This is a genomic window from Pseudomonas sp. NPDC087817 (genome assembly GCF_044742875.1).
Lineage (GTDB): Bacteria > Pseudomonadota > Gammaproteobacteria > Pseudomonadales > Pseudomonadaceae > Aquipseudomonas.
The window spans coordinates 39,214-57,508 of sequence record NZ_JBIUVJ010000006.1 but is presented as its reverse complement, the minus strand read 5'-3'; the positions used below and the strand labels follow the sequence as shown (position 1 = coordinate 57,508).

16 protein-coding genes are annotated in these 18,295 nt (G+C 60.6%); 7 read left to right on the top strand and 9 right to left on the bottom strand.

What is annotated here, in order from left to right; all coding sequences use genetic code 11:
- Positions 1 to 124: 124 nt before the first annotated feature.
- Both selD and mnmH read left to right on the top strand, forming a co-directional pair.
- The gene (selD, locus tag ACIONG_RS08425) at positions 125 to 1,159 is read left to right on the top strand and encodes a selenide, water dikinase SelD (RefSeq protein WP_103306670.1); all 1,035 of its coding nucleotides are present in this window, start codon (positions 125 to 127) and stop codon (positions 1,157 to 1,159) included.
- Positions 1,159 to 2,262, top strand: coding sequence for a tRNA 2-selenouridine(34) synthase MnmH (gene mnmH / locus ACIONG_RS08420; RefSeq protein WP_401298147.1), 1,104 nt, complete (start codon positions 1,159 to 1,161; stop codon positions 2,260 to 2,262). The genes selD and mnmH overlap by 1 nt, the downstream gene beginning before the upstream one ends.
- 132 nt (positions 2,263 to 2,394) lie before the next feature.
- Here mnmH and ACIONG_RS08415 read toward each other — a convergent pair whose 3' ends face one another.
- Positions 2,395 to 3,069: a histidine phosphatase family protein gene (locus ACIONG_RS08415; protein ID WP_103306668.1), complete on the bottom strand. Its 675-nt coding sequence runs from the start codon at positions 3,067 to 3,069 to the stop codon at positions 2,395 to 2,397.
- Positions 3,070 to 3,414: 345 nt separating this feature from the next.
- Between ACIONG_RS08415 and ACIONG_RS08410 the strand changes: the two genes are divergently transcribed.
- On the top strand, positions 3,415 to 4,113 hold the full coding sequence (locus ACIONG_RS08410) for a glutathione binding-like protein (protein ID WP_315448999.1): 699 nt from the start codon (positions 3,415 to 3,417) through the stop codon (positions 4,111 to 4,113).
- A 243-nt stretch (positions 4,114 to 4,356) separates the two neighbouring features.
- Positions 4,357 to 5,331, top strand: coding sequence for a porphobilinogen synthase (gene hemB / locus ACIONG_RS08405; RefSeq protein ID WP_123529451.1), 975 nt, complete (start codon positions 4,357 to 4,359; stop codon positions 5,329 to 5,331).
- Between the two features lie 128 nt (positions 5,332 to 5,459).
- Here the strand turns inward: hemB and ACIONG_RS08400 are convergent, their stop codons facing one another.
- Positions 5,460 to 6,995, bottom strand: a complete 1,536-nt coding sequence (locus tag ACIONG_RS08400) for an FAD-dependent oxidoreductase (protein ID WP_401298142.1) — start codon at positions 6,993 to 6,995, stop codon at positions 5,460 to 5,462.
- A gap of 252 nt (positions 6,996 to 7,247) precedes the next feature.
- Positions 7,248 to 9,452, bottom strand: coding sequence for a TonB-dependent receptor (locus tag ACIONG_RS08395; RefSeq protein ID WP_401298139.1), 2,205 nt, complete (start codon positions 9,450 to 9,452; stop codon positions 7,248 to 7,250).
- A gap of 362 nt (positions 9,453 to 9,814) precedes the next feature.
- Between ACIONG_RS08395 and ACIONG_RS08390 the strand changes: the two genes are divergently transcribed.
- The gene (locus tag ACIONG_RS08390) at positions 9,815 to 10,906 is read left to right on the top strand and encodes a DUF1615 domain-containing protein (RefSeq protein WP_401298136.1); all 1,092 of its coding nucleotides are present in this window, start codon (positions 9,815 to 9,817) and stop codon (positions 10,904 to 10,906) included.
- A gap of 71 nt (positions 10,907 to 10,977) precedes the next feature.
- Here the strand turns inward: ACIONG_RS08390 and ACIONG_RS08385 are convergent, their stop codons facing one another.
- The 4 genes from ACIONG_RS08385 to ACIONG_RS08370 form a co-directional block, all read right to left on the bottom strand.
- Positions 10,978 to 11,457 (bottom strand): hypothetical protein, encoded by a 480-nt coding sequence (locus ACIONG_RS08385; protein WP_401298133.1) that lies wholly within the window; start codon positions 11,455 to 11,457, stop codon positions 10,978 to 10,980.
- A gap of 132 nt (positions 11,458 to 11,589) precedes the next feature.
- Positions 11,590 to 12,282: an anti-sigma factor domain-containing protein gene (locus ACIONG_RS08380; RefSeq protein ID WP_401298130.1), complete on the bottom strand. Its 693-nt coding sequence runs from the start codon at positions 12,280 to 12,282 to the stop codon at positions 11,590 to 11,592.
- Positions 12,279 to 12,815, bottom strand: coding sequence for a sigma-70 family RNA polymerase sigma factor (locus tag ACIONG_RS08375; RefSeq protein ID WP_401298127.1), 537 nt, complete (start codon positions 12,813 to 12,815; stop codon positions 12,279 to 12,281). The genes ACIONG_RS08380 and ACIONG_RS08375 overlap by 4 nt, the downstream gene beginning before the upstream one ends.
- 156 nt (positions 12,816 to 12,971) lie before the next feature.
- Positions 12,972 to 13,493 (bottom strand): DUF3455 domain-containing protein, encoded by a 522-nt coding sequence (locus ACIONG_RS08370; protein ID WP_401298124.1) that lies wholly within the window; start codon positions 13,491 to 13,493, stop codon positions 12,972 to 12,974.
- Between the two features lie 463 nt (positions 13,494 to 13,956).
- Here ACIONG_RS08370 and ACIONG_RS08365 point away from each other — a divergent pair, with 463 nt between their 5' ends.
- Positions 13,957 to 14,580 (top strand): glutathione S-transferase, encoded by a 624-nt coding sequence (locus ACIONG_RS08365; RefSeq protein ID WP_212809646.1) that lies wholly within the window; start codon positions 13,957 to 13,959, stop codon positions 14,578 to 14,580.
- A gap of 104 nt (positions 14,581 to 14,684) precedes the next feature.
- Here ACIONG_RS08365 and ACIONG_RS08360 read toward each other — a convergent pair whose 3' ends face one another.
- The gene (locus tag ACIONG_RS08360; RefSeq protein WP_103306656.1) at positions 14,685 to 15,125 is read right to left on the bottom strand and encodes a CBS domain-containing protein; all 441 of its coding nucleotides are present in this window, start codon (positions 15,123 to 15,125) and stop codon (positions 14,685 to 14,687) included.
- 363 nt (positions 15,126 to 15,488) lie between these two features.
- Between ACIONG_RS08360 and ACIONG_RS08355 the strand changes: the two genes are divergently transcribed.
- On the top strand, positions 15,489 to 17,849 hold the full coding sequence (locus tag ACIONG_RS08355; protein ID WP_401298120.1) for a DNA polymerase II: 2,361 nt from the start codon (positions 15,489 to 15,491) through the stop codon (positions 17,847 to 17,849).
- On the opposite strand, the gene ACIONG_RS08350 is transcribed toward ACIONG_RS08355, so the two are convergent.
- Positions 17,814 to 18,284 carry a DUF1810 domain-containing protein gene (locus tag ACIONG_RS08350; protein WP_401298117.1) on the bottom strand — a complete coding sequence of 157 codons (471 nt, stop codon included), beginning with the start codon at positions 18,282 to 18,284 and terminating at the stop codon, positions 17,814 to 17,816. The two genes, ACIONG_RS08355 and ACIONG_RS08350, sit on opposite strands and share 36 nt — an antisense overlap.
- Positions 18,285 to 18,295 lie beyond the last annotated feature (11 nt).

The following is an 18,295-nucleotide window of genomic DNA, read 5'->3' as shown; positions in this document are numbered from 1 at the left end:
CGGCCGTCAGAGATCCAAAGTGGGAGCGGGCTTGCTCGCGAAAGGGCCTTGGCATTCAGCGCAAAAATCAGCTTTCCTGCGCTCTGCTAGAATTCGCCCCATTCCCCAGCCTGAGACTGCCCCCATGAGCGAGCCGATTCGTCTGACCCAATACAGCCACGGTGCCGGTTGCGGCTGCAAGATTTCCCCGCAGGTGCTGGAGGTGATTCTGGCCGGTAGCGGGGCGCAGAATCTTGATCCGAAACTGTGGGTCGGCAATGCCTCGCGTGATGACGCGGCGGTCTACGAGATCGATGCCGAGCGTGGCGTGGTGTCGACCACCGATTTCTTTATGCCGATCGTCGACGATCCGTTCGACTTCGGCCGCATCGCTGCGACCAACGCGATCAGCGACATTTACGCCATGGGCGGCGACCCGTTGATGGCGATTGCGATCCTCGGCTGGCCGGTCAATGTGCTGGCGCCGGAGGTGGCGCGGGAAGTGATTCGTGGCGGTCGCGCGGTGTGTGATGCGGCGGGCATTCCGTTGGCGGGCGGGCACTCGATCGATGCGCCGGAACCGATTTTCGGCCTCGCCGTCACCGGTCTGGTGGAAAAACGCCACATGAAACGCAATGACACTGCGACCGCTGGTTGCCTGTTGTACCTCACCAAACCGCTGGGCATCGGCATCCTCACCACGGCGGAGAAAAAGGGCAAATTGCGCCACAGCGATGTTGGCGTCGCCCGCGACTGGATGTGCACCCTGAACAAACCCGGCAGTCGCTTCGGCAAACTCGCCGGCGTCACTGCAATGACCGACGTCACCGGTTTCGGCCTGCTCGGGCACCTGGTGGAAATGGCGGACGGCAGTAAACTCACTGCCCGTATTGCTTACGACCGGGTGCCGCGTCTGGACAGCGTCGAGTACTACCTCGATCAGGGCTGTGTGCCTGGCGGTACGTTGCGCAATTTCGACAGTTATTCGTCCAAGGTCGGTCGCGTGCAAGAGCTGCACAAACGCGTGCTCTGCGACCCGCAAACCAGTGGCGGTCTGCTCATTGCTGTTACCCCAGAAGGCAATGACGAGTTTCTTGCCCTGGCCGAAGAACTGGGCCTGAACCTTGCGCCAATCGGTGAACTGGTCGAGCGACAGACGAACGCAGTCGAGGTGATTTGATGTTCCGCGACTGCACCGATTACCGCGATATTTTCCTCAACGACCGACCGCTGATGGACGCCCGCGCGCCGGTCGAGTTTCACAAAGGCGCGTTCCCCGGCGTGGTCAATCTGCCGCTGATGAATGACAGCGAGCGGCAGAGGATCGGCACTTGTTACAAACAGCACGGGCAGCACGCCGCCATCGAACTGGGGCATCAACTGGTGTCCGGCACGGTGAAGGCCGAGCGCATTCAGGCGTGGGCCGAGTTCGCCCGGGCTCACCCCGAGGGCTTCATTTATTGTTTTCGTGGCGGCTTGCGTTCGCAGATCACTCAACAGTGGCTGCGTGACGAGGCGGGCATCGATTACCCGCGCATCGGCGGTGGTTACAAGGCGATGCGCAACTTCCTGATCGGCACGCTTGAGCAGGCCATCGCCCAGTGCGATTTCGTCTTGCTGGGCGGCATGACCGGCACGGGCAAGACCGAAGTGCTGGTGCAATTGCGCAACGGGCTGGACCTGGAAGGTCACGCCAATCATCGCGGCTCAAGCTTCGGCAAACGAGCCACCGGGCAGCCGTCGAACATCGATTTTGAAAACCGCCTGGCCATCGACATTCTGAAGAAGCGCGATGCCGGTATCGGGCAGTTCGTGCTGGAGGACGAGAGCCGGGTCGTCGGTAGTTGTGCCTTGCCGTTGCCGCTGTATCAGGGCATGCAGCAGTACCCGATGGTCTGGCTGGAGGATCGCTTTGACGATCGTGTCGAGCGGATCCTGCGTGATTATGTGGTGGATCTGTCTGCGGAGTTTTCGCTGGTGCATGGCGAGCAGGGTTTTGCCCTGTTTGCCGAGCGCTTGCTGGACAGTTTGAACAACGTGCAGAAACGTCTCGGCGGCGAGCGCCATCGACGGATGCTGATCCTGATGGAAGACGCTCTGGCCGAGCAGGGCCGCAGTGGTGCTGTGGATTTGCACCGGGGCTGGATCGAAGGCTTGCTGCGCGAATATTACGACCCGATGTATGCGTTTCAACGCGAGAAGAAGGGTGGGCGGATCGAGTTCGCGGGGGAGCGCGGGGCGGTACTTGAGTACCTGCGGGAGCGGCTGAGTCAGCCGGGTTGATGGCGTATTGACTGGCCCTTCGCTGGCAAGCCAGCTCCCACAGGTCTTGAGTGATGCCCATAGTGGCGGTCACCACAAAACGCTGTGGGAACTGGCTTGCCAGCGATGAGGCCCTGACTGACAGAAAAAAACTCAGGTCGGGCAGGTCGCCTTGCCATTATCCAGCCCCTGCTTGTAGCTGTGGCTCTGCAGGCTGGCCTTGCCGTTGTGCCACGTCAGGGTCAGCACATACAGCGAATCGAAGTCGTTGCCCGCCCAGTCATCGGTGATGTTCTGTTTCTTGCCGACCGCGTTACCTGCAACCTTGTTGATCAGTTCCGGCAGGTAGCCGTGAGACCAGGCAGTGTAGATCGTCGAGTTGTGGTACTTGTCTTCAAGCAGTTCGCGCGCCAGATCGCTGGTGTCGTTGGCCGAGAACTCGATGTTCACCGGCAGGCCGAGCTTGATTGCGGCCGGGCTGATGGTCATCAGCGGGCGAATGTAACTGTAGGAATTGTCCAGCTCGCCTTCCTCGACATTGCGTGTCGGGTTGGCGGCGAACACATAATCGGCCTTGCCGAATTTTTCCGGCAGCAGCGTCGACAGGTCGATGGCCCGGTTCAGGCCTTGGCAATTGAGCTGGCCGAGACCGCCTTCGGGTTTTTCCGCGTGACGCAGGAACACCAAAGTCTGGGTGCCGTCCACGGTTTGGGCACGGCTTTCGCTGGATTCCAGCGACAGGAACAGCGCGCTGACCGCCAACAGGGAGGGCAGGGCCACATACGCGCGATGTTTGAAACGTTTGGCGAAACGCATAAGGTTCGTCATGAAATAAAAAAGTCTTCAGCGTGTTCGATTAAGGCTGACAAACCTTTGCACCACGGGCTCCCAGCACCGGGTGGTTTCCATGTCGTGAAGCGCTTCCTCTGCAACAAGGGCATAGCTCAGAGTCCCCTGAGGCCCTTTTGGTTCGATCCGCAAGCGTGCGCGGCACTCTAACGGCAACCTGGATCGGCTTGCGGAGGAGATTAATCACTGAATGTTACGGTTCCTGTAGACGCTGCCGCAGGCTGCGACCTTTTGATCTTGCTTCAAAGGTCAAAATCAAAAGATCGCAGCCTTCGGCAGCCCCTACATTATGATCAGCCTTTAATTTGTGACTGGATGCTTCCCATGACCGATCTGTCCGCGTTCCCGATCACCCAGAAATGGCCGGCGCAGTACCCTGACTGGATTCAGCTCTATTCCCTGCCGACCCCCAACGGCGTCAAGGTCTCGATCATGCTTGAAGAGATCGGCCTGCCGTACGAGCCGCACCGTGTCGGTTTCGACACCAATGACCAGTTGTCCCCGGAGTTCCTGTCGCTGAACCCGAACAACAAGATCCCGGCGATCCTCGACCCTCATGGCCCTGAAGATCAGCCGCTGCCGCTGTTCGAGTCCGGCGCCATCCTGATTTATCTGGCGGACAAAAGCGGCCAGTTGCTGGCCCAGGAGGGGGCGCTGCGTTACGAAACCATTCAGTGGCTGATGTTCCAGATGGGCGGTATCGGCCCGATGTTCGGCCAGCTCGGTTTCTTCAACAAATTCGCTGGTAAGGACTACGAGGACAAGCGCCCGCGTGACCGCTACGTCGACGAAAGCAAACGTCTGCTGAAGGTGCTCGACACACGTCTGGAAGGCCGCGACTGGATCATGGGCGAGCGTTACACCATTGCCGACATCGCGACGTTTCCGTGGGTGCGCAATTTGATTGGTTTTTATGAAGCGGGCGATCTGGTGGGCATCAGCAACTTCCCCAATGTGACTCGTGTGCTCGAGCGCTTCCTGGCGCGGCCGGCGGTCACCCGAGGCCTGACCATTCCTGCTTGAATGACACATGACTCTGTGGGAGCTGGCTTGCCAGCGATGAGGCCGGCAAGTCGACATCCATGTTGACTGACCCACCGCCATCGCTGGCAAGCCAGTTCCCACAGGGTTTTATGGTGGTCTGGAGGATTGTTGCGCGCTCAGTAATGCACTCTTGATTGATCCAGGTTTGTACGCCAACCCTCGCAAGGCATAAGCTTCGCCCCCTACGACTTTCGTCTCATCTTGCGTTTTCAGGAAAGCCCCATGTCCAGTCAGTTCCCCGAAGCACGTCCCCGCCGTCTGCGCCGCAATGCGAGCCTGCGCAGTCTGTTCCAGGAAACCGAGTTCAGCCTGAACGATCTGGTGCTGCCGATTTTCGTCGAAGAAGAGATCGATGACTTCGTGCCGATCAAGAGCATGCCCGGCGTGATGCGCATTCCCGAGCGCAAACTGGCCAGTGAGATCGAGCGTTATGCTCGCGCCGGCATCAAGTCGGTAATGACCTTCGGCGTGTCCCATCATCTGGACAGCAACGGCAGCGACACTTGGCGTGAAAACGGCCTGGTTTCGCGCATGTCGCGGATCGCCAAGGATGCCGTGCCGGAAATGATCGTGATGTCCGACACCTGCTTCTGCGAGTACACCGATCATGGCCATTGCGGCGTGATGCACAACCATGAAGTCGACAACGACCAGACTCTGATCAATCTCGGCAAACAGGCTGTGGCAGCGGCTCGTGCCGGCGCTGACGTGATTGCGCCGTCGGCGGCAATGGACGGTCAGGTACGGGCGATTCGTCAGGCACTCGATGCGGCCGGTTTTACCCAGATTCCGATCATGGCCTATTCGACCAAGTTCGCTTCGGCGCTCTACGGCCCGTTCCGCGAGGCCGGTGGCAGCGCGTTGAAGGGCGACCGCAAAAGCTATCAGATGAACCCGATGAACCGCCGTGAAGCCCTGCGCGAATCGCTGCTGGACGAACAGGAAGGCGCCGATGCGCTGATGGTCAAACCGGCCGGCGCCTACCTCGACATCATCCGCGATATTCGCGAGGCCTCGAACCTGCCGCTGGCGGCGTACCAGGTCAGCGGTGAGTACGCGATGATCAAGTTCGGCGCACAGGCGGGGGCGATTGATGAGGATCGTGTGGTGCGTGAAAGCCTGGGCGCGATCAAGCGGGCGGGTGCGGATCTGATCTTCACTTACTTTGCGATGGATCTGGCCCTGGCCGGGATCTAAGCCACATCGTGTAACCCTGTGGGAGCTGGCTTGCCAGCGATGAGGCCAGCACATTCAAAATCAATGTTGACTGAGCCACCGCTATCGCTGGCAAGCCAGCTCCCACAGGTTTCTATGTTGTTCTTTGGTTACGCGCAATTGAAGAACGGCCGGATGCCTTGATCACGGAAGTAGCGCTCGATTACCTTCGGATCCGCGCTGTTATCGGCAATCGCCACATAGGTATCCGGGCGCAGCAGGTAGAAGCCGTTGCGCCCCAATCCTGCCGTCTCAAACGCCGGTCGCCAGTCGAACACATGCAGCGGCAGGTGATGTTCGTTGCACCATTGGATCATCTCGTCGCTGGTGTCACCGTACACATGCACTTGCCAGCAAGGCTGACGCAGTGGCTCGTAGTTATCCCCTTCACCGTCATGCGCCCACGGCAGGCGATCACCACCGTGGACGTGTCCGGCCACGCCTTGGCTGAGCGACATGCCGCGATAGTTGAGGGTGACTTGCGACACCGTGCGGAAGAGGAATTCGCGACTCGCTTCGAATGAGGCCATTTTCGGGATCAGAAACGGTGCCACACGCATGCGCAGCAGATCAGCCATGCGCCCCTCAGCGGTGACGAAACTGAAGACTTTGTCGGTGGTGGAGACCAACCGCCGGGCGAAGGCGATGCGTTCGGTTTCGTAGCTGTCGAGCAGTCGGGTCTCGGCGCCACCGCTGATGACCGCGGCGAGTTTCCACGCCAGATTGATCGCATCGCCGATGCCGGTATTCATGCCCTGACCGCCCGCCGGGCTGTGCACGTGGGCCGCGTCGCCGAGCAGGAACGCGCGACCACTGCGAAAATGCTCCGCCACTCGGTGATGCACGCGATAGGTGGAGAACCAGTTGACCTCTTCTATATGCACTTTCAGGTGCTCGATGGCGCGGCTGCTGACGTCGGAAAACTCCAGTGTTTCGGCGCGTTCCGCACGTTCGTCGCGTACGGTGCCGATCAGCCGTGCGCGGCCTGCTCCGGCCAGCGGGAACACCGCGAGAAAGTCCGCTTCGTCCAGATCCAGATGCAACTCGCCATTCATCGCCGGCCCGCTGGCCTGCACATCTGCCACGTAGAAAATCTGTTGATAGGTGCCACCGGGGAAACCGGTGTCGAGGGTTTTGCGCACCACCGATCGCGCGCCGTCACAACCGGCCAGATAGCAGGCCTGGCAGATTTCCTGTTCGCCATCGGGCAGGCGTAAATGCACGGTGAGACCGTCGCCGGTTTCCTCGAAACTCTCCAGCGTCGTGTTGCGTTCGACGCTCACGCCATAGTCTTCGAGCCGATCGATCAGCAGCCGTTCGTGCTCGTCCTGCGGGAAGATTTCGATGAACGCATAAGGTGTCAGGCCCTCGCCGATGCGATTGAGCGGCAGTTGCGCGACCGGTTTACCGTTGACCCAGAAATTGGCTGCCGCAACGCGATGGCCGCTGCGCACGATGGTGTCGGCCAGATCCAGTTGCCGGTACAGCTCCAGCGTGCGCGCCTGCACCGCCAGCGCCCGGGAGGTGGTGCCGGGGGCGGAGGTTTTGTCGATGATGCGCACCTGCACGCCCAGTTTGCTCAGCCACAGGGCGAGCACCAGGCCGGTCGGGCCGGCGCCAATGATCAGGACGTCGCTGCGGTTCATGGGCCTGTTCTCCGTTTGCTGTGCAGCAAGTATGGATCAGAAGGAGAGGGTGGCCAGTTGATCAGCCAGACGGAAAAAGGCCCCGCAGCGTTGCGGCGGCGGGGCCTTTTTGATTCCTGGCAGAGATTCTGTGGCGAGGGCGCTTGCCCCCGCCGGACGGCGCAGCAGTCCGCTTCTGTCAAAGAAGCGGGGGCCGCTTCGCGACCCAGCGGGAGCAAGCTCCCTGGCCACAGGTGTGTGTTCGACAGCGGTTTAGAAGTCGATCGTCCCCGACAACTTCGCCACTCGCGGCTCACCCTGAGTCAGGTAGCCGCCCTGAGCCGATTCCCAGTACTTCTTGTTCGCCAGATTCTCGACGCCCAGACGCAGCGTCACGTCTTTCTCCGACACCTTGAAGGCATAACGCGCGCCGGCGTCAAAGCGGTTCCAGGTTGGCAGGCTGAGGTTGTTCGCGGCGTCAGCGTATTGGCCGCCGGTACGCAGCATCCGCGCATTCAGCGCTACACCTTGCAGGCCCGGTACGTCCCAGTCGGCACCAGCGTTGAACTGGAAGGTCGGTACGCCAATTGCACGGTTGCCGTCGTTGGCGCCATTGAGGGTGTTTTTCAGTTCGGTGTCCATCAACGTCAGGCCGCTGATCAGGCGCAGACCATTGATCGGCTCGCCGAACACGTTCAGTTCCACGCCTTTGTTGACCTGCTCGCCTTCACGCACGTAGGTGCAAGTGGTGGCGCTGTTGATTTCACAGTAACCGTCACTCGGTTGCTCGATGCGATACACCCCCAGGCTCGCGCCGTAGGTGCCCATGTCGACTTTCACCCCGGCTTCGGTCTGCTTGGAACGTGCCGGTGCGTAGACTTCGTTGCCATTGGTCACACGAAAGCCGCCGCTGCTGGTCGGCGAAGTCGGGCCCTGGGCCAGACCTTCAATGTGGTTGGCATAGAACGACACGTGCTCCCACGGCTTGAACACCACGCCGTAGACCGGTGTGGTGATCGACTCGTCGTAGCTCGATTTACGGTCGCCGCTGCCCCAACTGGCGTAGTTGTAGCCTTGCACCACCATTTGCTGACGACGCAGGCCGGCGGTTATCAGCAGACGATCATCGAAGAAGCCGAGGGTGTCGGAAATCGCCAGGCTGCGGTTGAAGGTCTTGCCGACGATGCCCGGGTCATTGAGGTCGCCGCCGGAAAAGTTGCCGACCGGCGCCGGGGTTTCCACCGGGTGGTAGATGTTGTTGGCGTACTTGGTCAGGTCGAAGTCATAGGCGCTGCGCTGCTCGGCCCAGATGCCGGTCAGGCCGAAGTTCAGCTTGTGGCTGACAGGGCCGGTGTTGAACTTGCCATTGAGACCGGCCATCACACTGGTGTTGTCTTCATCGTGAGGGATGAACGAACCAGTGGTGAACGATGCGCCGCTGTTGCCGACCAGCGTGGTCGAGTTGTAGCGCCCGACTTCACGGGTGTGTTTGGCGCCACCGGCCGCGTAAGCGGTCCAGTTGTCGTTGAGGTCATATTCGGCGCGAAGCATGCCGAAGGTGTCTTCGATATCGGTGTAGCCCCACTTCGGCGCGTAGTTGGTGTCGGCCGATGGTGCGTCCGGAATATGCGTGGCGGTGCCGAGGTTGACCGAGTTGCGACCACCGTTGACGCGTTCTTTCTGATAGGCGAAGTCGCCGGAAATCCGCAGCGCATCGCCGCGATAGTCGAGGCCGATGGCGAAAAGTTTCGAGCGTTGGTTTTCGTGATCGATGCCGGTATCGCCTTCACGTTGCGACAGGTTGATCCGCGCGCCGAAGCGGTTGTCTTCACCGAAACGCTGGCCGATATCGAAATGATGCCCGACGCGACCTTCACTGTTGATGTCGGTGGTATAGCGGCGCAGCGGCACGTCGCCGGCGCGTTTTGGCTGCAGGTTGACGCCGCCGCCGATGCCGGAACCGGTCGGGGTCACGCCGTTGATAAAGGCGTTCGGGCCTTTGAACACTTCCACGCGCTCCAGGGCGGCGGTGGAGATGATCTGCCGAGGCAGTACGCCGTAGAGGCCGTTATAGGAAATATCGTCGCCATTGAGCGGCAGGCCACGAATCATGAAGACCTGTGCCTGGTTGGAGAAACCGGAAGCCTGGCGCACCGAGGAATCGTTGAGCAGCACATCGGCGACGTCTTCGGCTTGCTGATCCTGGATCAGTTGCTCGGTGTAGGAGGCCGCGCTGAACGGCACGTCCATCATGTCCTGATTGCCCAGCACGCCAAGTTGGCCGCCGCGTGCGACCTGACCACCGGAGTAGACCGGGGGCAGGGCGTTGGGTATCGGGGCTTGAGCGTTGACGTTGACGTCGTCCAGCACCAGCGCTTTGTTGTCTTTTTCAGCAGCGTGGGCGGTGATGGTCAGGGAGCACAGCAGGGCGAGAAGCGTCGGGCGAAAGGGCACGGCAAGTCGAGCTGGAGCGGGCATTTTTGTACCTGGAGGCGCACGGCCAGTGAGAAAAGTAAGGGCGGCGCGGGAACTCCTTGCGCAAATGCGACTCCAGACACAAATGATAGTTTTTCTCAGTAACGTTTTGCAATCAGTTTGTCATTACGGCTGAAACCTCTAATCCACGGCTTGATTTGCTTCCTTGTGGCGAGGGGATTTATCCCCGATGGGGCGCGAAGCGGCCCCCGTTTTTGATTTCCAAGGGGACTGCTGCGCAGTCCATCGGGGATAAATCCCCTCGCCACAGATAAATCCCCTCGCCACAAGGTCTGTGTAAGTCTGGTTTGTGGAACCCCATTGATCGTATGGTGAACCCGCCTCAACGGACTGGATGAAGCTTCATGCACAACTCTCGATTACTGATCACCCTCGCCGCGCTGCTGGTGCTGGCCGGTTGTGCCGGTCAGCGCAGCAGCGAGCCTGCACCCCGTGCCCCCGCCGAAGTGAAGGCCGAGATCGTGCGGCTGATGCCCGCCAAAACCGCCGACCGCCAGGGCTGGGCCACGGATATCTATGCCGCGTTCGCCGCGCAGAACATCAGCCCGACCACACAGAATCTCTGTTCGGTGCTCGCCGTGGCCGAACAGGAATCCACCTTTCAAGCCGACCCGACAGTGCCCGGCCTCGGCAAAATTGCCCGTGACGAAATCGACCGCCGCGCCGCCAAAGTGCACATCCCCAGCCTGCTGGTCAGCGGCGCCCTGCAAGTGCGTTCGACCAACGGCAAAACCTACAGCGAACGCCTGAGCGCGGCGCGCAGCGAAAAAGAGTTGAGTGCCATTTTCGATGACTTTATCGGCCGGGTGCCGATGGGCCGCACGTTGTTCGGCGGCTTCAACCCGGTGCACACCGGCGGGCCGATGCAGGTCAGCATCGAATTTGCCGAACAGCACGCCAAGGATTATCCGTACCCGGTGGACGGCACCATCCGCCGCGAGGTGTTCAGCCGGCGCGGTGGCATGTATTTCGGCATCGCGCATCTGCTCGGTTATCCGGTTAGCTATCGCGAGCCGCTGTACCGCTTCGCCGACTTCAATGCCGGGTGGTACGCCAGTCGCAATGCGGCATTCCAGAATGCGGTGAGCCGCGCTTCGGGCATCTCGCTGGCGCTGGACGGCGACTTGATCCGCTACGACTCGATCATGCCCGGCGGCACGGAACTGGCGGTACGCACCCTCGGCAAATCGCTGGGCATGCGCAACCCGACCATTCGCGATCAATTGGAGAAGGGCAAAACCCTGGAGTTCGAAGAGACCAGACTCTATCAACGCGTGTTCGAGCTGGCGGAGAAGGCAGAAGGTAAACCACTGCCGCGTGCGGTGTTGCCGGGGATCGTGCTGCAGAGCCCGAAAATCACCCGAAAATTGACCACTGCCTGGTTCGCCAAGCGCGTGGATGAACGTTACAAGCGCTGCATGGCCAAGGGCGGCTGATTCACGCAGACGTAAAAAACCCGGCTGACGGGAGCCGGGTTTCTCTGGGTTGTTGCGGTAACGCCATTCATTCAAACAGCGCGACGTTCGTTCAGACGATCCGAACCACCTTCGGCAACTGTGTTGCCTTGCAGACGATCGGAACCATCAGCGGCGACGGTGTTGCCTTGCAGGCGATCGGAGCCATCGGCGGCGACGGTGTTGCCTTGCAGACGATCGGAACCATCAGCGGCGACGGTGTTGCCTTGCAGGCGATCGGAGCCATCGGCGGCAACGGTGTTGCCTTGCAGACGATCGGAGCCATCGGCGGCAACGGTGTTGCCTTGCAGACGATCGGAGCCATCGGCGGCAACGGTGTTGCCTTGCAGACGATCGGAACCATCAGCGGCGACGGTGTTGCCTTGCAGACGATCGGAACCATCAGCCGCAACAGCGTTTTGATACAGACGATCCGAGCCATCAGCGGCGATCATCGTGTGAGCTGGCGTGGCGGCGAAAGCGTTTACTGCGAAAACCGAGAAAGCGATGCTGAGAAGAGTCTGGCGTTTCATGATGGTGTGCTCCGGGGTGTTGTTGGTTGGTATGGAGCGGATGTTACGCCGGGGATTTTTTATGAGAACTTCATTGATGTAATGGTGAACATCGACGCCAATGATGATTGCCAGAACCCCCGCGCCAGAGCCTTACAACACCTTCACCGCGCGCCCGATCGCCTGAATCGGCCCGGTCGGCTTGCCGATTGGCGAGCCGTTGGCGCCCTCCAGCGTCAGCTCGAATAGCTGGTTGGGTTGCAGTGGCGGCAACTTGTCCAGCGGTACCGACAGCGCTTGCCCCGGCTTGACCAGACCCAGTGACACCGGCCCTTGCCAGCCGTCAGCCTTGGTCCAGAACTCCAGTGCCTTGTCCGCCGGCACCTCGACCACACCCAGTGGAATCAACTGAATCTCGTGTGCATTGCTGGCCTGGATCACCCAGCCCGGCGCCTTGTCCTGCGGCGCGACCAAAACCACCAGATAACTCGGTTTCGGTGTGGTCTGGGTCAGCAGGATCGCGCCCAGAATCAAGGTCGCGGTCAGCCCGGCAGCGCTCAGCCCGCGCCACAATGGCAGCAGATTCCACCAGGAAGTTGAGGGCGCTTTGTGCGTCGAGCGCTCGACACTGCGTTCAATCCGTGGCCATAACTGCGCCGACGGTTGCTGCGATTCGGCATAGTCCGTCAACTCCAGCAGCCGTCGCTCCCAGGCATCCACTGCCGCACGCAGTGGCGGCTCATGCGCCAGACGTTTCTGCACTTCGCGCCGCTGTTCGGCAGAGAGCGTGCCGAGCACGTATTCGCCGGCCAGTTCATCGCGTTCCTGAGCCGATTCGGTGGTCATCCCATGCACTCCCGCAACGCGTTAAGGCTGCGCTTGATCCAGGCTTTGACGGTGCCCAGCGGTGTGTCGAGGCGCGCCGATATTTGCGCGTGGCTGTAGCCGTCGACATAGGCGTGGAGGATGCAGCGTCGACGTTGCGCATCGAGCTGTTCGAGACAGCGATGGATGCGCGCCGAGTGTGAGTGCGCATCGAAGGCATCATCGTCGTGTGTCGGCACTTCATGGTCTTCGCTGAACGGCGTTTCCCGACCCTGATCACGCAGCAGATTGAGCGCCAGATGCCGGGTCACGCTGAACATCCAGCCCCGTGCCGAACCGCGCGCCGGGTCAAACCCGGCGGCACCGTTCCAGATCTTGATGAATGCCTCATGCACGATGTCCTCCGCCAGCGCGGTGTCGCGCACCAGTCGCCTGGCCACGCCGAGCAGGCGTGGGCCTTCCTGCACATACAAATCGCGCAGGGCGGTCCGCTCGCCGCGAGCACAGGCAGCGAGACGGGCTTCATAATCGAACACCGATTCAGGCAAAGACATGTCGTGCAATCTAGCTCACATTTAACTTCAGCACACAGAACCCCTGTGGGAGCGGGCTTGCCCGCGATGGCGTCGTGTCAGCCAACTTCTACTTCACTGATCTACCGCTATCGCGGGCAAGCCCGCTCCCACAGGTTTTGTGTTGGGCCTGTGACTTCAGTTCGCCGCCCAGAAAATGTAATCGGCCTGGTACTTCACCACTTCCTGCTTGCCCTTGTTCGCCGCCGTGCATTCGCTCCCCGGCGCCACGCCGCCCTTGAGCGCAACGCGCTGGACGTAACTCACGCCACTCATCGCGCCCTTACCTTCGGCCGGGTTGGCCTTGACCAGTTGATAAGGCAGGTTACCCGGGCTCGACGGCGCCACGGCCAACTGCGTACCGGTGATTTTCGAACCGTCCTTGGCCTGCCAAGTGGCGGGCGGGCCGAAGTAGGTGCCCACCTGTTTACCGCTGCGGTCATTGAGCACCGCTTTCGGACCGACAAAGGTCCACTCGGTCTGCCCGGCCATATTGGGCTTGTCGCGGCACTCATAGGTGATCTCGCCGACTCCGGTGGTTTCCATCGCGATCTTGTGGCCATCCGGGACTTTGATCGCGTCGGGGTAACTGCTTTGGGCGAAGGTTGTCGAGGAGAGGGCGAGCAAACCGGTGAGGCCAATCAGCTGGGTGATGTTCATCAGTGTTTCTCCGAAAAGGGTAGACCGCTGGCAGCCGAGGAGGGCTGTTACAGGGACTACCCGTTGCGGAGGCATTTGGATGCAGTACCCGACAAATATTTTTCAATCACCTCGTTACTTGTGGTAACTGGCAAACCAGCTCCCACGCGTTCTTGATGCACTTGGTGCGGGATGGGCACCGCCAGCGCTGTCTTGCGAGGTTTGAATTCGCAAGTCGCGAGTGCATGGGAAAACGTGCCAATACCGATACAACTGCTGACAAATTCGCTCTTGTGGCGAGGGAGCTTGTCGGAATGCCGCCCGTCCCGCCGGGCTGCGAAGCAGGCCCAAACCCGGTAAATGCACTACAACTGATACACCGCAGTCTCTGATTTTATGACTGCTGCGCAGCCAAGCGGGACGGGCGGCGTTCCGACAAGCTCCCTCGCCACAGGGGATGGGTAGCCAGTAGAAGGGGGGATTTATGTATCAACTGTATGGGCACAGAAATTCAGGCGCAGCCGCCATCGAAGCGGCGTTGGAGTTGTGTCAGATCGCTTATCGCTTCATTGATGTCGAAGCCAGTACCGAAGCCGCCGAGGCGTTGGCGCAGCTCAATCCACTGAAGCAGATTCCGACTCTGCAACTGCCCGATGGCAGCGCCATCACCGAAAGCGCGGCGATTCTGATTCATCTGGGCCTGACCTTTCCCAAGTCCGGTTTATTGCCGGTCAAGGCGGAGGATCGCGATCAGGCGATTCGTGGTCTGGTCTACATCGTCAGCAATTGTTACTCGGCGATCGGCGTCATCGATTACCCCGAGCGCTGGCTGGTGATGCCCGACGAAGCGTCGCGGCAAAACCTGATTGCCGGCGCTCGAGAACGTTTGCATTGGAGTTGGGAGGTGTTTGCTGATCAGTTTTCAGCGGAGTTGTATCTGGATGACGAAACGCCGGGGGCGCTGGATGTGCTGGCGGCGGTGGTGACGCGCTGGGCCGGGAGCCGCGAGCATTTGCGTCAGACTCGGCCGGGGTTTTATGCGTGGTTACAGCGGATCGACCGGCACCCGGTGCTGGCGCCAGTCTTCGCCCGGCATTGGCCAGCCTGACTCAAGAGGATCGTTCCCACGCTCTGCGTCCCAAAGCGTGACGCAGAGCGTCACCGGAGGCATGCCCACGCGGAGCGTGAGAACGATCATGAGGCGGACGAGGGTCACTCCCCGCGAATGTACTGCTCCAACTGCTTGATCAGCTCAGCCTGTTCGGCAATCGCTTCCTTGACCAGGTCACCAATTGACAGCAAGCCGATCAGCTTGCCGTTCTCCACCACCGGCAAGTGGCGCAGACGTTTGTCGGACATGATGCCCAGGCAGGTGTCGACAGTCTGGTGAGTGTCGACGGTGATCACGTTCGCCACCATGATGTCGCGAACCGGCGTGCCCACCGATGAGCGGCCATGCAGCACCAGTTTGCGCGCGTAATCGCGTTCGCTGATGATGCCGACCACTTCGTCGTTTTCCACCACCAGCAAGGCGCCGACGTTTTTCTCGGCCATCTTCATCAGCGCTTCGAGCACCATGTGATCAGGCTTGATCTGGTGTACTTCCTGATTTTTCTGATCTTTGAGCTTGAGCAGTTGGGCGACGGTCTTCATGGCGGTTACTCAGGTGTTGTCGTTGTTATCCAAGCATCGTAGACGCAAGCGCGCAGAGCAAGGTGGCAAAGCGGCAGATAACACGCAAAAAACGTCATTTACTCGATTTTCTCAACCTGCAAAGAGGCTTTGGGGCCAGTGGAGCCTTGTGGCGAGGGGATTCATCCCCGATGGCCTGCGCAGCAGGCCCAGAATCAGCCCGCCGGACTTGCCTGACACACCGTGTCGGATGGTTTTGGGGCTGCTTCGCAACCCATCGGGGCGGTGCGACGTTTCGCTAAATCCCCTCACCACAGGGGATGGGGTTATCTCAGAAAGGGCAGCGTAGAATGCCCCTCTGTTTCAATTCCTGAGGTCGCAGTGGTGGATTTACAGCAGGGCTTCGTCCTGACCCGGCATTGGCGCGATACCCCGGCCGGCACCGAAGTCGAGTTCTGGCTGGCGACCGACGCCGGTCCGCGCCGTGTGCGTTTGCCGCATCAGCCGTCGGTGGCGTTTATCCCCGCCGAACAGCGTGAGGCGGCCGAACGCCTGCTGCACGACGAAAAGAATGTCGAACTGCGCCCGTTGGCCCTGCAGGATTTCGAGCATCGCCCGGTGCTTGGCCTGTATTGCCAGCAGCACGGCCAGTTGATGCGCCTGGAAACCGCGCTCAATCGTGCCGGTGTCGATGTCTTCGAAGCTGATGTGCGCCCGCCGGAACGCTATCTGATGGAGCGTTTCATCACCGCGCCGGTACTGTTCAACGGTACCGCCGATACCGACGGCGTATTGCTCAACGCGCAATTGAAACCCGACCCCAAGTACCGGCCGACACTGCGCCTGGTCTCGCTGGACATCGAAACCACCGAAACCGGTGAGTTGTATTCCATCGCCCTGGAAGGCTGCGGCGAGCGCCAGGTGTACATGCTCGGTGCGCCGAACGGTGACGCCAGCATCGTCGACTTCGACCTCGAATACTGCGACTCGCGCACGCTCATCCTGAAGAAACTCAACGACTGGTTTGCGCGGCACGACCCCGACGCGATCATTGGCTGGAACGTCGTCCAGTTCGATCTGCGCATCCTCCACGAACACGCGCGACGCCTCGGCGTGCCGCTGAAAATCGGCCGTGGCGGCGAAGAGATGCAGTGGCGCGAACACGGCAGTCGCAATCACTACTTCGCTTCGGCGGCGGGGCGGCTGATCATCGATGGCATCGAATCGCTGCGCTCGGCGACCTGGAGTTTTCCTTCGTTCAGCCTTGAGAACGTCGCGCAGACCCTGCTTGGCGAAGGCAAGTCCATCGACAATCCGTACCAGCGTATGGACGAAATCAACCGCATGTTCGCCGAGGACAAACCGGCGCTGGCCAAATACAACCTCAAGGACTGCGAACTGGTCACGCGGATCTTCGCCAAGACTGAACTGCTGACCTTTTTGCTGGAGCGCGCCAGCGTCACCGGGCTACCGGCGGATCGCAGCGGCGGTTCGGTGGCGGCGTTCACCCATTTGTATATGCCGTTGATGCATCGACAGGGGTTTGTTGCGCCGAACCTCGGCACCAACCCGCCGCAGGCCAGTCCCGGTGGTTTTGTCATGGACTCGCAACCGGGCCTGTATGAATCGGTGCTGGTGCTCGATTACAAGAGTTTGTATCCGTCGATCATCCGCACCTTTTTGATCGACCCTGTGGGGCTGATCGAAGGTTTGCAGCACCCCGACGACGCCGATTCAGTGCCGGGATTCAGGGGCGCACGTTTCTCGCGCACCCGCCATTGCCTGCCGGCCATCGTCTCGCGGGTCGCCGAGGGCCGCGAGACGGCCAAGCGCGAGCACAACGCGCCGTTGTCGCAGGCGCTGAAAATCATCATGAACGCCTTCTACGGCGTGCTCGGCTCCAGCGGCTGCCGCTTCTTCGATACGCGGCTGGCCTCATCAATCACCCTGCGCGGCCACGAGATCATGCTGCGCACGCGCAAGCTGATCGAAGAGCAGGGTCACGCGGTGATCTATGGCGATACCGACTCAACCTTCGTCTGGCTGCGTCGCCCGCACGGGCAAGAAGAAGCGGCAACCATCGGCCATGCGCTGGTCAAACACGTCAACGACTGGTGGCGTGCGCATGTACGTGATGAGTACGGTCTGGAAAGCGCCCTCGAACTGCAATTCGAAATTCACTACAAACGCTTTCTGATGCCGACCATTCGCGGCGCGGAGGAGGGCAGCAAGAAGCGCTACGCCGGTCTCGTCACCCGCGCCGACGGTACTGAGGAAATGGTCTACAAAGGCCTGGAAACCGTGCGCACCGACTGGTCGCTGTTGGCCCGGCAATTTCAGCAGGAACTCTACGAGCGGATCTTCCAGCGCAAGCCGTATCAGGACTACGTACGCGACTACGTGCGCAAAACCCTCGCCGGTGAATTCGACGAGCGACTGGTCTACCGCAAGCGCCTGCGCCGCACACTCGACGATTACGAGCGCAACGTCCCGCCGCACGTGCGTGCGGCGCGCCTGGCGGACGATTACAACGCCCAGCACGGGCGCCCTCGGCAATACCAGAACGGTGGCTGGATCAGCTACGTCATCACCCTGGCCGGCCCCGAGCCGCTGGAAGTGCGCCGCGCCGCCATCGATTACGACCACTACATCACCCGGCAACTGCAACCGGTGGCGGATGCGATTCTGCCGTTTGTCGACGACGATTTCTCAACCCTGATCGGGGGGCAACTGGGCCTGTTTTGAGTCGAGCAGTTGCAGCGTCCATTCATCGAGAATGCCGTGGAAATAGCGTTCCAGCGCCTGATTGAACAGGCTGTCGTCAGCGGTGAACTGGGCGAATAGCGTCATCGAGGAGTGAAATTTCAAGTCATCGGGATGGCCGAAAATCTCGGCGATCGAGCGTAGCTGCACATTCAATACAAGTTGCGTGCAGGTGCGCAGCCGCGCCCCGAGCAATGGATGATCGAGATAGGCTCGGGCCTCTTCGGCCGAACCGATGGCATAGCGTCGGGACATTTCGCTGCCGCCCAGCCCGGCGAACTGCGGGAAGACAAACCACATCCAGTGGCTGCGTTTGCGGCCCTCGTCGAGTTCACGCTGGACCCGTTCGATCACCGGGTCCTGGGCCTGGACAAATCGTTGCAGGTTGAAGGGGTCGTACTGATCAGTGCTTCTCATCGCGAAGCCCT

What these genes read in the sequence shown, in the direction of transcription:
- ACIONG_RS08365 (WP_212809646.1), top strand. Translation starts at nt 13,957, where the DNA reads ATGTATCAACTGTATGGGCACAGAAATTCAGGCGCAGCCGCCATCGAA.
- ACIONG_RS08395 (WP_401298139.1), bottom strand. Translation starts at nt 9,452, where the DNA reads ATGCCCGCTCCAGCTCGACTTGCCGTGCCCTTTCGCCCGACGCTTCTC.
- ACIONG_RS08415 (WP_103306668.1), bottom strand. Translation starts at nt 3,069, where the DNA reads ATGACGAACCTTATGCGTTTCGCCAAACGTTTCAAACATCGCGCGTAT.
- ACIONG_RS08400 (WP_401298142.1), bottom strand. Translation starts at nt 6,995, where the DNA reads ATGAACCGCAGCGACGTCCTGATCATTGGCGCCGGCCCGACCGGCCTG.
- mnmH (WP_401298147.1), top strand. Translation starts at nt 1,159, where the DNA reads ATGTTCCGCGACTGCACCGATTACCGCGATATTTTCCTCAACGACCGA.
- hemB (WP_123529451.1), top strand. Translation starts at nt 4,357, where the DNA reads ATGTCCAGTCAGTTCCCCGAAGCACGTCCCCGCCGTCTGCGCCGCAAT.
- selD (WP_103306670.1), top strand. Translation starts at nt 125, where the DNA reads ATGAGCGAGCCGATTCGTCTGACCCAATACAGCCACGGTGCCGGTTGC.
- ACIONG_RS08370 (WP_401298124.1), bottom strand. Translation starts at nt 13,493, where the DNA reads ATGAACATCACCCAGCTGATTGGCCTCACCGGTTTGCTCGCCCTCTCC.
- ACIONG_RS08360 (WP_103306656.1), bottom strand. Translation starts at nt 15,125, where the DNA reads ATGAAGACCGTCGCCCAACTGCTCAAGCTCAAAGATCAGAAAAATCAG.
- ACIONG_RS08380 (WP_401298130.1), bottom strand. Translation starts at nt 12,282, where the DNA reads ATGACCACCGAATCGGCTCAGGAACGCGATGAACTGGCCGGCGAATAC.
- ACIONG_RS08385 (WP_401298133.1), bottom strand. Translation starts at nt 11,457, where the DNA reads ATGAAACGCCAGACTCTTCTCAGCATCGCTTTCTCGGTTTTCGCAGTA.
- ACIONG_RS08390 (WP_401298136.1), top strand. Translation starts at nt 9,815, where the DNA reads ATGCACAACTCTCGATTACTGATCACCCTCGCCGCGCTGCTGGTGCTG.
- ACIONG_RS08350 (WP_401298117.1), bottom strand. Translation starts at nt 18,284, where the DNA reads ATGAGAAGCACTGATCAGTACGACCCCTTCAACCTGCAACGATTTGTC.
- ACIONG_RS08410 (WP_315448999.1), top strand. Translation starts at nt 3,415, where the DNA reads ATGACCGATCTGTCCGCGTTCCCGATCACCCAGAAATGGCCGGCGCAG.
- ACIONG_RS08375 (WP_401298127.1), bottom strand. Translation starts at nt 12,815, where the DNA reads ATGTCTTTGCCTGAATCGGTGTTCGATTATGAAGCCCGTCTCGCTGCC.